Here is a 13,504-nt window from a genome sequence, read left to right as displayed (position 1 = left end):
AAAAACTTGGATTTAAGGAGATGAGTTAAGATGAAGGCGGCTGTATTTCAAGGAACTAAGCACATTGAATTTAAGGACTGGGAAGCTCCGGCTGTTGGCTCCAAAGAAGTTAAACTTCGTGTGAAATGCTGCGGGATCTGTGGTACAGATCAGCATATTTATCATGGATACCCAGGGTCTGCGGAGGTGACAGCTCCGATTGTGTTAGGACATGAGCTTGCGGGCGAAATAGTGGCTGTGGGGGATGAGGTTACGACCTTGCAAGTGGGGGACCGTGTATCGGTTGATCCGAACATCTATTGTGGAAACTGTTATTTTTGCCGGAATGGAAAAGTACATTTATGCGATAACTTGCAGGCTGTTGGGGTGACTCGTGACGGTGGCATGGGCGAGTATTGTGTTGTTCCTGTAGCGAACTGTTACTTGCTACCTGATGAAATGAGCTGGATCGAAGGGGCGATGATTGAACCTTTAGGTTGTGTACTTCACGGTTATAAGAAGCTGGATATCCGTAAGGCACACCAAGTCCTGATTATCGGCGGAGGTTTTATTGGTCAATTGTTCTTGCAGCTCGTCAAGGCTGCGGGTGTTAAAGGGATTATTGTCAGTGAGCCAGAAGTGTTCAAACATGACCGATTAGTCGAATTAGGTGCGGATGAAGCCGTATCTCCTGCAGCAGAAGGTGTGATGGAAGCTCTCCATCATCAATTTGATATTGTGATCGAATGTGTAGGCCGGGCGGATTCCATGGAGCTGGCGGTTAAGGCATCGCGTAAGGGTGGACAAGTCTTAATGTTTGGAGTTGCTTCCCCGGACACGTTGATTCAAGTCTCACCATTCGAAATTTTTACAAAAGAGTTGAACATCATGGGCTCTTTCATTAATCCATATACACATGAGGAATCGATTGCGTTAATTGAGAAGGGGATCGTTCAGATTGAGTCGTTGATTAGCCATCAGTTTTCGCTAAAAGATATACCGGAAATCATGGGCGAATATCCGAAACTGCGTGTTTCTAAAGGGATTATTGTGCACGAGAGGTAGTATTTAATCATAGTAAGCGTACAACAACGATGACTATTGGCTATTTGCCATAGGTCATCGTTTTTTTGTGGGCAAAAACTGGCTGCGACGAGGTCTCTCTTTATAAAATATTGAAATTAATATTCAGTTGAGAATCCCTTCACTATCAGTTTACGATTCAGAGTTAGAGTTAAAGGAGGCCGTGAGAAAAAGGAGCTTTGTCATGAACACAGATCCTAAAGTACTTATTGTTACGTCGGCATTTGGGGACGGGCATATGAAAGTGGCTGAGGCCATCGAACATTCATTTAGACGTCGGGGGATTAGTAGGATTACAACTATGGATCTATTCGCTGCAGTCCACCCTACCTTGAATGAGCTATCCCGAAGATTCTATTTAAACAACACGGGGTATACGCAAGAATTTTATGGATTCTTGTACACAATGACGAGCAAGATGAGACCAGAGCAGTTCATGGGTAGACTCATCCATTCTATGGGCAAACGAAAAGTACAAAGGATCATCGACGAGATGCAGCCGGATATTATTATTCATACCTTTCCTTATTTGGCTGCTGCTGAACTAGCTTCAACAACAGGAAGTCGAACACCTCTGTTCACGGTTATGACGGATTATGTAGTTCATGGCAGGTGGCTTCACCCACGAACGACGAAATATTTTATCGCTTCAGAAAGCATAAAGGCGACTCTGATGTCAGCAGGGATCGCTGAAGAGAAGCTTGTGGTCAGTGGGATTCCCATTCGCGAGGCTTTTGAACAGTCTCAGGATCGTGAAGCGCTTTTGCGCAAACATGGGTTAAACGGAAATCGTCAATATCTATTACTAGCGGCAGGAGCTTACGGCGTATTAAGTGACATTGGCGGTTTAATAAAACGAGTACTGCTTCAATCAAGCTTCGATGTCATCGTATTGTGCGGGAATAATCATAAGCTTCGAGAAGCTACGGGGGAGCTTTTTCAAGAGAACCCTCGAGTTCACATTTTGGGATATACCGAAGAAATGCAGGAGCTGATGTGCATAGCTTCCTGTCTATTGACCAAGGCTGGCGGGATTACCTTGACTGAGGCGATGGCTCAAACACTTCCAGTTATCGTCTACCGACCTCTCCCCGGTCAGGAGGCAGGCAATGCAGAATGGTTATCTGGGCAGCATTTGATAGAGATTGCACGAAATGAGGAGCAGGTAGTAGAGCAGCTCCAGCGATTGGAGCATATGGCGTACAGAGATGAAAGGGAACAGCATATGAAGGTCTTTTCGCGGAAATCAGCCTCGGATGCTATCGTTACCGAAGCTTTAGAGGCTATTAAATTGCGTCAGCCCTCTGTTCCCGCAGCAAAATCCATGCTTGTTGAAGGGCAGGCGAAGACGATTCATGGATATTATTAGGAAGAAAGAAAGACAACAGCAGACGTTTACCCGCCTCGCAATGATTCTCTTTTTTATAGAGTGGATAAGAGGGGCTGTCCTAATCACGTTCTTACCCACTTATATATTGACGAGCTGGGGGCTTACAACGTCAGTAGTTGGCATTGCGGTCTCCGTACACTATTTAACGGACAGCTTGATCAAAAGCTTCATCGGCTATCTCTTGGATAGATATCCTGGGCGTACCGTGCTTCATGGAGGGTTCTTTCTTGGGTTCGTTGGACTGTTATTGATGGTGACAACGCATAGTCCGTGGATGCTTATTGTAGCCTCTGCTTGCTTAGGTGCTGGATTCTCACCGATCTGGATCCTATGTATGAGCCAGGTATCAGAGGAAAAACGAGCACAACAGATGGGAACCTTGTACGTATACTGGATGGCTGGTCTAGGTCTGGGTCCCGTAATGATGAATTTGTTAATTGGTGGTGGTCTGTCACTGTCCCTTGCTGTCATTGGATTATTTTTCGTAGCGGGCTGGATCATGGTAGGTCTTGTAAAGATGAACAAGGTCTCGGTGCAGAGTGTGAATATATCCGTAGGTGAGCAGTTTGTATCTCTATGGAACAAAGTAAAAAAGGGAGGATTTCTGGTCCCTGGCATGCTGCTGCAGACTACAGCGGGCGGGATACTAGTTCCTTTTCTAACAAGCTTTGCTATTTCGCATCTGGGTCTATCCCATTCTCAGCTGTCTATCGTGTTATTTATGGGAGGAGCAGGCGTAGTTCTATTTCTTGTGCCCATGGGAAAATGGTTTGATCAAGTCGGAGGGAAGTGGTTCCTTGTCATTGGGTTCGGCGTATTTGCGGTTGCCTTGTTCGGCTTAACTTCTATTAATTCCTTCTCCGCCGCCATTGGGCTCTCGCTTCTGCTAGGGTGTGCTTATGCTGCTTTGCTTCCCTCTTGGAATGCTTTAATGGCCAGTTACATTCCCGAAGATTCTGTAGGGATCAGCTGGGGACTATTGTTTTCCATAGAGGGTTTAGGGGTGGTTATTGGTCCGCTAATTGGAGGCTGGCTGGGAAGCTCAGGAAATCAATTGCTGCCTTTTCAAGTCAGTGCCTGTTTGTTTGGATTGATTAGTGTTGTCTACTTGCTATCCCCCGCCCGATTATTTATTCACAGAAACAGAGGGATGGAGAAGCTTCCAAATGTATCGTAGTTAAGATTTATTTAATAGACTCTTCACAATTCCTGCAACTCCCCTGACTTCCGGCGCCGCCGACTCATGAATACCAAAGACAATGCAATGATCGTGAGAATAATCCCAAGTACTTGAAATCCCTCAAAGCTGAACTTGCCTCTCATTACGATGCCTATCAACAAGGAAGAGAGAATGGTTCCCAAATATCTTGAAGTATTAAATAAACCGGATGCTACGCCGATTATTTCCTTGGGTGAACTTTGGAACAAAGCTGCTTGCATACCTACATTATTCAACCCATTGCTAATCCCGAATGCAGCCAAAGCCAGGCACACGCTAATAACCGGTGAAGATTGATTCAATGTCACGAGCCATACCGATCCCGCAGTCATCAATATTGCAGACACTAGTAGTGCCGGTCCTGGTCCGGATTTATCGATCCATCGTCCTGCTATTGGAGAAGTAACTAGAGAGCATAGGCCTAAGGTTAGCATAAGTACCCCTGTTTGATACTCGCTGACATGGCGAACCATTTGCAAGTAGGACGGAACTCCGAAAAAGAGTGAGTAAAAGAGTACATTAACGAGCATGAATTCCACATTAACCCATGTCATTGCAGGATATTTGGCGAATGTGCGTAAAGGGATAAAAGGCGAAGTCGCTTTTAACTCATGTCGTACGAACACCCCTAGCAGAGCGAGTCCTATCAGTGAAACAATAACATTTCCTAAAGCAATGTGTCCGGATGATTTTGCTGAGAGCAATCCAATGAGCAGGGCAACAAGACCCATTGTGAAGAGCAGAATCCCTGATCCATCTATCCAAACGAACCATTTGCGAAGAGACATGCCCGGTGCAACGGTTAATGACGAGTTTTCCTTAGGGATATTTCTCCAAGACAATAGAAAGCTCACTACCACAAATGGAATATTGACGAAAAAGATAGCGGGCCAGCCCCACCAGTGTATAATAACCCCGCCAATAAAGGGTCCAATGGCTGCCGCACCAGATAGGAAGATGGACAAAACAGACAGCGCTGTCGCTTGTTTTTCCGTTACATGAATTCGCACTATAGCCATCCCAACGGCAACCATCATGCTTGTTCCAATGGCTTGCACAATGCGGAACACGAGGAGCCACGCGAAGTTTGGTGCGAATGGAGCTAATAATGAGGCAATGAAGGCTACTACAAGCCCTGTAAGAAATATCTTCCTCCTACCAAATAAATCGCTGGCCTTTCCCATGACGGGTTGAGCGATGCTACTAGCGATGTAGAAAGAAAAAATAATCCAGGAAACACCTGTATAGTCAAGTTGGAATACATTTTGCAATCTTGGAATAGCAACAGAAACCATTGAAGAGTTTAATGGGTTCAATAGTATCCCTAGACCCACTGAAATCATTAACCACCAATTCCGAGCACTCATTTTGTGTCCCCCTAAAGCGTATTAATGTCATCCTACTTGATTTTAATTATTCATTCCAACGCATTTTATGTTATATTCTCATTGACTTAAAGGAATGAATGGGGTGCGAAATGGAACTTCTACAGCTGCAATATTTTCTCGCGGTAGCTCGGTTGGAACATGTGACCGAAGCTGCGCGAAATCTGCACGTTACTCAATCATCACTTAGCAAAACAATACAGCGCTTGGAGGAGGATCTAGGGGTCCCTTTATTCGATCGAGTAGGGCGGAACCTGCGTCTGAATGAGTTCGGAAGCAGATTTCTTCGCCGTGCAGAAAGAGCTTTGTTTGAATTGGAGCAGGGGAAGCAGGAGCTTAGCGATTTATCTCACCCGGAACATAACACGCTTGAATTAGCAGTGACCACCGCCAGTACATTACCCAATATCCTTCGCGAGTTTCGAAAAAAGAGACCTGATATTCAATTTCATGTGCAGATGCTGACTACGAAGGAAATGGTTACACTTTTGGATAGAGGAGAGGTGGATTTCTGCTTGTCCTCACCCCCTTTAGAAGGGGACGACATCGAATGCCAAGTCGTATTTATCGACCCAATCCTTGTAGCGGTTCCTAAGGGGCATCGGTTGGCAGATCGAAGCAGCGTATCTTTGATAGAGCTGAGAGATGAATGGTTCGTCGGGGTTAAGAGTGGTTATGGAACTCGGGATTTAATAGACTCTGTGTGCCAATCGGTTGGATTTACGCCTAAATATGTATATGAGGGGGATGAACCTGCAAGGTTGATCACTCTTGTGGAAGCTGAGATTGGACTGGCCTTCATACCAAGTACAGCAAGAAATTCACGGGAAGACATCAAATATCTCCAAATAAAGAATCACGAATTGGTACGGGAAATTGCTTTAATATGGCACAAGAGTCGGTATATTTCGCGAGCTGCTCTGGAATTTCGTAAGGTAGTTGTAGAATATTTCGGATCGTTATCCAAAGAGGCTTAAGACAATTGGGGATGGTTATCTAGAGGTATTTAACTGGATGCAAAAGAACAATTGCATCCAGCTCAAGAACGCATAGTCAATAGAAATATTTTATAATGAAGATGTAGAAGAATCAGGTAGTGTTTAGTTATCTGATGTTGGTTCTTCCATAAACCATGAGATATGGGTGCATCTCTTACAAATAAGTATAGCAGCGTTTTTATTCGCCCAGTCAAATCCTAGAAAGGATGCTCCGCTTGTGTTAAGCAGTTTATAATCCAGATGAAAGGTATCGTTTTGACAACAAGGACAGGTTATTCGCGCGCCTGCAGCACTGTATCTCATTTTAAAAACCTCCTGTGAATTTGTATAGTTCTTTAACGCATCTGAGGTTATTAAGGTTTCATGTACTCGAACTTACTAGTCAATTTGGGGTGGAATTATGAATAGCTGGGAAACAGCATTTTCAAAGGTATGTGAGCTTTATTTTTCATCGGAAGTGAATTTGAAATTAGAATGGATCTTGGTTGGCTCGGTGGGTTCGGTTTTACAGGGCTGTGAAATGACTCCGGGAGACGTTGATATTTATACAAAAAATAAAGAAGGGATTGCACAATTTGCAGAACTTCTGAAGGAATATTCCTTGCTGGATAAATGTGAATTCCCTCATGGGGAGAACTGGTTATCCTCTTTAGAAGAACCTACATACACTCAGACCTTTTCTTCAGGCTTTTCATGGACAAAAGGGAGTTGGATCATCGATGGGTTTAAAGTGGAAGTCGTTCATATCTCCAATTCAGCGGGAATTCCTGATTCTATGGATGGCGATGGGATATGGGAAGGTGGACAATTCATTTGGAATCATTTTAGGAATGTGACAATCGGACGGTACACTATTCCTACGGTTCCTCTAGAAATACAGCTAGAATCTAATTTAAGAAGACAACGATCAGACAGGACACAAGCGATTATTACTGCATTGCAAAAATATGGCTACGATCATGAACTAATCGAAAAAGCTCTATCAAAGAAACACTTACCTTATTTTCATTCTCAAATGAATTGAGCAAAGGAGATTATTTTTAAAAAGGGAATTAACTGGTATAATATGGTTTATAATCGAGAAAGGTGTTGATTTCTATGTCTGACTTTTTTGATCCAGGACCTAATCCAAATGTGACGGACCCTGGCGGTCATAAAGCAAACCATGATGTCAATGCGCAAAAATATCATACACAAGGTGTTCCTGGATTTTGGAGCGAGGTAACCAATCTGTTGATCGCGGTGGCAATAATTGCGGTTATTTTCTTACTCATATGGATCTTCTAATGGCCATGTAATGAAAAGATGACAGTCCTCATTTAACTTGAGGGCTGTCATTATCGTTATTGGGCTGAGTATCCTCCATCGATGGAATTAATTTTCTGCCAATCCTCATCTGAGACAACATTAAATTTCATTCCATAAACATTCTGTTTCTGGCTTACTTTCTCTAGCGCTATCTCATTAATGTCTGCGGCAATAACGATAAGATCATTGTTAGTGTCAAAAATAGCCCGCCTGCGGTCATAACGCCACTTTTTGCAACTCCAAGCATTAAAGCCAGTCCTACTAATACCCACCACGCAAAATGGATTTTTTCTTGTTGTGATTCATGATGTCCGCCTCGTTTTCTATGATGAAATAACCTACATTTGCTCCATGCCGGACATTCGCCCAGTGATTCTTAAAAATTGCGATATTTCCTATAAACTTATCATAGTTGTCGTCTATACAAATCTCATTCCTCAGACGGAGAAAGTATCCATCTGGAGCCAGTTATCTAAATTTAGATACTCAAATAAAATAAATTTAACAATGGAATCACTCTTTTAAATCGTACGGGAGAGGATGGTTATAAGGTGGAGAAAATTATAGAAGTACGGGGGATTAGCAAGGTCTACGAGAAAAGAAAGACGAAAGAGAAAATACATGCCGTTCGTGATGTTTCTTTTCATGTAAATCGTGGAGAGGTGCTCGGTTTACTAGGCCCCAACGGTGCTGGGAAAACATCAACGATAAAGATGCTCTGTGGTTTGTTAGAATCGGATGGGGGTTCTATATCCATTAATGGCTTAGATATTTGCAAGAAGAGACTCAAAGCGCTAGAGCATATCAGTGCTGTATTAGAAGGGAACCGGAATTTATATTGGCGTCTTACGGTTCGGGAAAATTTAGAATATTTTGCAGGTAACCGAGGGTACTCTCGGAAGCAAATTGCCGATCAGACAGATAAATTATTAGAGCAATTCAACCTTAAAGAAAAGGAGAATGAGCTGGTTAATGGATTATCTCGGGGGATGCAACAAAAGCTGGCAATCGCTGTGGCGTTATTAGCTAATACGGATGTCATCTTGCTGGATGAGCCAACGCTCGGTTTGGATGTTGAGGTTAGTTATGAATTGCGAAATATTCTAAAAACGATAGTAAGGGAAGAGAAACGTACGATCATTATTAGCTCACATGATATGCCCGTCGTTCAGGAGCTGTGTGACCGTGCCATTATCATTAACAAAGGTGAAGTTGTGATTGACGACAGGGTGGAGAATTTACTTAAGTTATTTGAAACAAGGGCATATTCCATTAAATTAGGTGAGCAATTAAGCCCTGAACAGGAGAATAAACTGTTGAGTATATTCCCTTTAAGTACTTATAAAGCAAGCTCTCATGAAACGATCGTGGAAGTAAATTTAGAGCATGGTCAGGATATCTACGAGTTGTTCGATCTTCTGAAAGAGGAAGGAACGATGGTGGAAAGTATTGATCGAATAACCATTGATTTTGAACAAGTGTTTATTCAGATTGTGAAGGGAGGTAAGACTCATGAAATGGCTCCATTTATTTAATGCTAATTTTCGTAAGGAATATATTGAGTTGAAACGATATTTACCGAACACGATTGCATTAGTAGTCACTTTTTATATTATATTTCTGGCTGCATTTTTTGGAATTATGTTCATAGGAGATCCAGCTAGTTTTGATACGAATGTCCAATATTCAATTGTAAGTGTGGTCTTTTGGAGCTTAACGATGATGACGATGAACTTTATTGGTTATTCGGTAATCACAGAAGCGACGCGTGGAACGTTAGAGCAGTTATATATGTCTCCCATGGGTGTGTGGAAAATTATGCTCACGCGGATCGTCAGTCAATTGGGCTTACAGTCCGTCATTATGATTCTCTTGCTGTTTGGTGCGATGCTAACCTCGGGACAATGGTTGAGTCTTAATCCCATGACAACGATCCCAATCATTATAGTTACTATGATAAGTATGGTAGGCGTTAGTTTTATGATTGCTGGTTTGGCTATTATTGTGAAACAAATTCAAGCATTTCTACAGATTTTCCAATTTGTATTGATGGGACTTGTATTTGTTCCGATCACTGTAGCTCCGTTTTTAGCTTTTGCCCCATTCGTTAAAGGCGTGAATATGGTAAGAACGGTGATGCTGGAGAATCTAACGTTAACGGATCTATCTTTATCTGACTATGGCGTATTAATATTAAATTCGCTGGTTTATTTGATTCTAGGGCTCGTTGTGTTTGATCGCTGTGAGAAAATAGCCATGAAGAAGGGGCTTCTGGGGCAATACTAGCGCACACAATCGTTTATTTATTAGGTATAGCTAATACTTATAACCTGCCATAACTCATTGGTGTAACGGTATAGGCAATCGGATATGCTATATTAATTTTAATAATTTGTTCACGAGGAGATTAATATATGAGCACTCAAACCGAACCTAAAAAGCGAACCGTTACTCCATTTCGATATGATATTGTTGGCAGCTTCCTGCGCCCTCAAGCGTTGAAAGAGGCTAGATTAAAATTCAAGAACAGCGAAATTACTGCCGAGCAGTTGAAGGAAGTAGAGAACGACGAGATCGTCAAGCTCGTGCAAAAACAAAAAGAGGTAGGTCTTCAAGCTGTAACCGACGGCGAATTCCGCCGCTCTTGGTGGCATCTCGACTTCTTCTGGGGTTTTGATGGTGTAAAGCGGACCATTATTGATCAAGGCTACCAATTTAATGGTGCAGAATCCAGACCAGAAACCGCACGACTGACCGGAAAAATAAGCTACAGCAGCCACCCTTTTGTAGCGCATTATGAATTCTTAAAAGGCGCTGCTGGTGAGGATGTTGTTGCGCGCCAATCGATTCCTGCAGCAGCGCAGTTCCTGTTTGAGCTGGATCGGGTAGAAAATAAGGAAAGAACGAATGAATTATACCCGAATCGTGAAGAGCTAATTTCGGATATTGCCAAAGCATACAAAGCGTCAATTCTTGCCTTTTATGCAGCGGGCTGCCGCAGCATTCAAATTGACGATTGCACGTGGGGAGCGCTGTGCGACGAACAGTTTATAGCATTTATGAATCAGGTTGGTGTGAATGTAGCTGAATATGCGAACGAGCTTGCGAAGTTGAACGAAGAAGTGGTATCCGGACTGCCGGAGGATCTCGTTGTAACGACACATGTATGCCGAGGCAATTATGTTTCTACTTATGCTGGTGTAGGCGGAGGTTATGAACCTATCGCGCAAACACTTCTGAACATCAATAACTACTCAGGTTACTATCTGGAGTTTGATACTGAACGTGCTGGTGACTTCAAACCATTACGCTTCCTAAAAGACAATCAGCAGGTCGTGCTTGGCCTGTTCTCTTCCAAATTTGGTGAGCTTGAAAGCAAGGAAGATATTCTGAAGCGTATTGAGGAAGCGAAGCAATATGTCGATCTAAACCGGATTTGCCTGAGCCCGCAATGCGGCTTTGCTTCCACGGAAGAAGGTAACCACCTTACAGAAGAGCAGCAATGGCGCAAGCTTGCTTATATTAAAGAGATTGCTGAAGAGATCTGGAATTAACTCTAATTAAAAAGTAGACAGAGACAATACACCTTTAACCATTCGGATGTTCATCCGTACGGTTAAAGGTGTATTTTGATTTAAAGAGTGTACATGGATTTACTTGGCGTGCTGTCACTATACCAGTGGATTGTGAGTAATTAGGGAAAAGCTCCCTAATAAAAGCCGATAATTACTTTAAATGAATGGAATCAGGGAATTCCTCCCTAAAAACAGAGTGAAATCAAGATTTACCGTCAAATCAGTCGAATTTCAGGGAGGAATTCCCTAATTATTAGTCTGATGACCAGAATCCTCTGATAATAAGGGAGGAATTCCCTAATTATCTCCAGTGCGAGCATATGATTGAGCTTTACGGAGCAGAGAGACAGAGAATTAATTTGGAATTATTAACTCGCGGCACTTGCTGAGTTGCCCACGATTGTGGTTGCAATGGCAGAAAATTGTGTGTGTTCAGTAAGTAGAGGAAGCTTGGAATGCTCCTTCTGACCTTGGAAAACGGGTTGTTTTTGTGCCATCCTCAGCATAAAAGAAATCACCCCCGTTTATTAAACGGGGGTGATTTAGTCTAAGAGGTATGAGGTGCCACTTATTAATTGTCTTCAGAATGTCTTTCGCCAACCTGAAATTCATCGGCATGTTCAAACATGTATTTCACGGTCAGTGGCTCTTGCCCCGTCAAATTTTTAAAGTCGTCTGTGTAAATATCCATTTTCCCTTCACGGATAGCCTGTCCAAAAGTAACCATGCCTTCGGAAGAAAAGGGTGCTTCGGAACCTTCTTTAAATGCACCGTCGGTAGTTCTAGGCACACCCATGGCTTCGAATACGGCATAATTCTCTTCATCCGTATTTTCTTTGTAGGTGATATGATTACCGGTTACTACATTCCCGATCTTAATGAAGTCAGTAATCGTCATTAATTCTTGTCCATTGATATCAAGGATCGCTTCATGATAATTTTTGGAGGCTAGGGCATGAGCAACGGCTTTTGCACAATCCTTCCGCGAGATATAAGCCATTTTACCGTCACCCTGATTGTTTGTTAATACCCCGTCACCCTTCACATAAGTGAAGTAATTGGTAATCATCGCTTCCGCGTATTGGGAATTACGAAGGAAAATATAATCGAGCCCTACGCTTTGAACATAACGTTCGGTATAAATATGATCAATTTTTTCAACGCTTGGATTGGTTTCATCAGCCGCGTTTACTAGAGAAGTATAAATGATCTGTTTGACTCCGGCTTTTTTGGCAGCATCAACCACATTTCTGTGTGCATTTTGGCGTTTCTCCCCAACAAAAGGCATGGAGATCAGAGCAAGTTTATCAGCATGAGCAAAAGCTTCGGCAAGGCCTTCCTTGTTATTAAAGTTGGTCACATGTGTTTCAATCCCTTGTTCCGCATATTCTTTCAAACATGCTGGATCGTAAGCGCAAAAAATGATTTGGTCTTTATCTACTAGCTCTAACAAATATTCCGCAGCTTGCTTCCCTAGATTTCCATCGACACCCGTCAACAATAATTTACCCATGATCATCGTCACTCCTTGTGGATATAATTTATATCCTTATAGTATGTGAAAAAAAGAACATAGTCCAACGCATAAAACTTATGGTCGATTGCTAAAACCAATGTGGATTTGCTGAAGGAAGGAGGGCAGGGCAGGGTTGGTATTGTTTTTAAGATATCCTGCTTCGATTGCAAAGGTATGGTGTGAATCATCTAATGGGATTAACCGGACTTTATCTTGAAGATAGGCGAGCTGATAGTTATCCGGAAAAAAGCCAATCAAATTCTCCGTGATGATATAAAACAATTCAGTCTCCACATCGTCTGCGGTTCGAAGGATGTTCGGCTGATAACCGTCTTCAATTGCATGCTGGATCATTAGATGATAAGAGTTTCCAATAGCTGTTGGATTCAGCATGACTAGTGGATGTTCATATAACTCCTCTTTGGCGATCGATTCATGATGAAAAAGAGGATGGTGATGACTCACAGCCGCACAATAACGTCCCTTATATAAGGGATAGGTTACAATGTCCTCTTTTCCCTGAAACTCGGAGTCAAAGGCAATAGCTACGTCGTAGATCCCCTTTTGCAAGTATTCTGCAATATCTTTTAGCAATACTTTATTCAGTTCCAGCTTAATATTCGGATGATGATCCTGAAATGAGGGAATCAATTTCAACAAACTTTGGATATCCGTCATCGCCGCATATTCGATACTCAGGGATTGCGTATTATACTTTTGAAAGTTTTCCATGCTCATCTTCATATGGTTATATTGTTTCCAGAGAATGAGAGCTTCGCCATAGAAAAGCCATCCGGCTTTGGTTGGTTCGATAGGGATCTGCTTTCTGTCAATCAATTGAATGTTGAATTCCTCTTCAAGCGCGGCGATTTGTTGACTAATGGTGGTCTGCGATACATAGTTCTTTTTAGCTGTTTCGGTAAAATTTCTCCATTCAACGAGATCAATAAAATATTTAATCCTTCTTATGTTCATAGGATCCTCCGCTTACCGCTGTTTGCTTTATTATACCCCAGATAGCAAGAAGAGAGCCTCATTTACGAGACTCCCT

General features: G+C 42.5%; 13 protein-coding genes. 9 read left to right on the top strand and 4 right to left on the bottom strand.

What is annotated here, in order from left to right:
• Positions 1-30: 30 nt before the first annotated feature.
• The 3 genes from NST34_RS23750 to NST34_RS23740 all read left to right on the top strand — a co-directional run bounded on the left by NST34_RS23750 (position 31) and on the right by NST34_RS23740 (position 3,629).
• Positions 31-1,044, top strand: a complete 1,014-nt coding sequence (locus NST34_RS23750) for a zinc-dependent alcohol dehydrogenase family protein (RefSeq protein ID WP_076300771.1) — start codon at positions 31-33, stop codon at positions 1,042-1,044.
• Between the two features lie 202 nt (positions 1,045-1,246).
• The gene (locus tag NST34_RS23745; protein ID WP_341128878.1) at positions 1,247-2,431 is read left to right on the top strand and encodes an MGDG synthase family glycosyltransferase; all 1,185 of its coding nucleotides are present in this window, start codon (positions 1,247-1,249) and stop codon (positions 2,429-2,431) included.
• Positions 2,418-3,629, top strand: coding sequence for an MFS transporter (locus NST34_RS23740; protein ID WP_076284695.1), 1,212 nt, complete (start codon positions 2,418-2,420; stop codon positions 3,627-3,629). Before NST34_RS23745 ends, NST34_RS23740 begins: the two co-directional genes overlap by 14 nt.
• Positions 3,630-3,652: 23 nt before the next feature.
• Here the strand turns inward: NST34_RS23740 and NST34_RS23735 are convergent, their stop codons facing one another.
• Positions 3,653-5,038, bottom strand: a complete 1,386-nt coding sequence (locus NST34_RS23735; protein WP_341128877.1) for an MFS transporter — start codon at positions 5,036-5,038, stop codon at positions 3,653-3,655.
• 110 nt (positions 5,039-5,148) lie between these two features.
• Between NST34_RS23735 and NST34_RS23730 the strand changes: the two genes are divergently transcribed.
• From NST34_RS23730 to NST34_RS23720, 3 genes are all read left to right on the top strand, one after another.
• Complete coding sequence (locus tag NST34_RS23730; protein WP_042190664.1) at positions 5,149-6,033, top strand: LysR family transcriptional regulator; 885 nt, start codon at positions 5,149-5,151, stop codon at positions 6,031-6,033.
• A gap of 421 nt (positions 6,034-6,454) precedes the next feature.
• On the top strand, positions 6,455-7,078 hold the full coding sequence (locus NST34_RS23725) for a hypothetical protein (RefSeq protein ID WP_341128876.1): 624 nt from the start codon (positions 6,455-6,457) through the stop codon (positions 7,076-7,078).
• A 74-nt stretch (positions 7,079-7,152) separates the two neighbouring features.
• Positions 7,153-7,341, top strand: coding sequence for a hypothetical protein (locus NST34_RS23720; protein ID WP_076284692.1), 189 nt, complete (start codon positions 7,153-7,155; stop codon positions 7,339-7,341).
• A gap of 56 nt (positions 7,342-7,397) precedes the next feature.
• Here NST34_RS23720 and NST34_RS23715 read toward each other — a convergent pair whose 3' ends face one another.
• Positions 7,398-7,634 (bottom strand): hypothetical protein, encoded by a 237-nt coding sequence (locus tag NST34_RS23715; RefSeq protein WP_341128875.1) that lies wholly within the window; start codon positions 7,632-7,634, stop codon positions 7,398-7,400.
• 279 nt (positions 7,635-7,913) lie between these two features.
• Between NST34_RS23715 and NST34_RS23710 the strand changes: the two genes are divergently transcribed.
• From NST34_RS23710 to NST34_RS23700, 3 genes are all read left to right on the top strand, one after another.
• A complete protein-coding gene (locus tag NST34_RS23710) occupies positions 7,914-8,897 on the top strand; it encodes an ABC transporter ATP-binding protein (protein WP_042190654.1) in 984 nt (327 codons plus the stop codon).
• Positions 8,875-9,648 (top strand): ABC transporter permease, encoded by a 774-nt coding sequence (locus NST34_RS23705; protein WP_076284690.1) that lies wholly within the window; start codon positions 8,875-8,877, stop codon positions 9,646-9,648. The genes NST34_RS23710 and NST34_RS23705 overlap by 23 nt, the downstream gene beginning before the upstream one ends.
• 128 nt (positions 9,649-9,776) lie before the next feature.
• Complete coding sequence (locus tag NST34_RS23700; RefSeq protein ID WP_341128874.1) at positions 9,777-10,916, top strand: 5-methyltetrahydropteroyltriglutamate--homocysteine S-methyltransferase; 1,140 nt, start codon at positions 9,777-9,779, stop codon at positions 10,914-10,916.
• A 592-nt stretch (positions 10,917-11,508) separates the two neighbouring features.
• On the opposite strand, the gene NST34_RS23695 is transcribed toward NST34_RS23700, so the two are convergent.
• Positions 11,509-12,450, bottom strand: coding sequence for an NAD(P)H-binding protein (locus tag NST34_RS23695; RefSeq protein ID WP_341128873.1), 942 nt, complete (start codon positions 12,448-12,450; stop codon positions 11,509-11,511).
• A 78-nt stretch (positions 12,451-12,528) separates the two neighbouring features.
• Complete coding sequence (locus NST34_RS23690) at positions 12,529-13,428, bottom strand: LysR family transcriptional regulator (RefSeq protein ID WP_341128872.1); 900 nt, start codon at positions 13,426-13,428, stop codon at positions 12,529-12,531.
• Positions 13,429-13,504 lie beyond the last annotated feature (76 nt).

It is taken from the genome of Paenibacillus sp. FSL H7-0714, assembly GCF_038003765.1.
Classification (GTDB): domain Bacteria; phylum Bacillota; class Bacilli; order Paenibacillales; family Paenibacillaceae; genus Paenibacillus_AQ.
This window is presented reverse-complemented; position numbering and strand designations above follow the sequence as displayed.

What these genes read in the sequence shown, in the direction of transcription:
- NST34_RS23695 (WP_341128873.1), bottom strand. Translation starts at nt 12,450, where the DNA reads ATGGGTAAATTATTGTTGACGGGTGTCGATGGAAATCTAGGGAAGCAA.
- NST34_RS23690 (WP_341128872.1), bottom strand. Translation starts at nt 13,428, where the DNA reads ATGAACATAAGAAGGATTAAATATTTTATTGATCTCGTTGAATGGAGA.
- NST34_RS23735 (WP_341128877.1), bottom strand. Translation starts at nt 5,038, where the DNA reads ATGAGTGCTCGGAATTGGTGGTTAATGATTTCAGTGGGTCTAGGGATA.
- NST34_RS23700 (WP_341128874.1), top strand. Translation starts at nt 9,777, where the DNA reads ATGAGCACTCAAACCGAACCTAAAAAGCGAACCGTTACTCCATTTCGA.
- NST34_RS23750 (WP_076300771.1), top strand. Translation starts at nt 31, where the DNA reads ATGAAGGCGGCTGTATTTCAAGGAACTAAGCACATTGAATTTAAGGAC.
- NST34_RS23725 (WP_341128876.1), top strand. Translation starts at nt 6,455, where the DNA reads ATGAATAGCTGGGAAACAGCATTTTCAAAGGTATGTGAGCTTTATTTT.
- NST34_RS23745 (WP_341128878.1), top strand. Translation starts at nt 1,247, where the DNA reads ATGAACACAGATCCTAAAGTACTTATTGTTACGTCGGCATTTGGGGAC.
- NST34_RS23740 (WP_076284695.1), top strand. Translation starts at nt 2,418, where the DNA reads ATGGATATTATTAGGAAGAAAGAAAGACAACAGCAGACGTTTACCCGC.
- NST34_RS23705 (WP_076284690.1), top strand. Translation starts at nt 8,875, where the DNA reads ATGAAATGGCTCCATTTATTTAATGCTAATTTTCGTAAGGAATATATT.
- NST34_RS23730 (WP_042190664.1), top strand. Translation starts at nt 5,149, where the DNA reads ATGGAACTTCTACAGCTGCAATATTTTCTCGCGGTAGCTCGGTTGGAA.
- NST34_RS23720 (WP_076284692.1), top strand. Translation starts at nt 7,153, where the DNA reads ATGTCTGACTTTTTTGATCCAGGACCTAATCCAAATGTGACGGACCCT.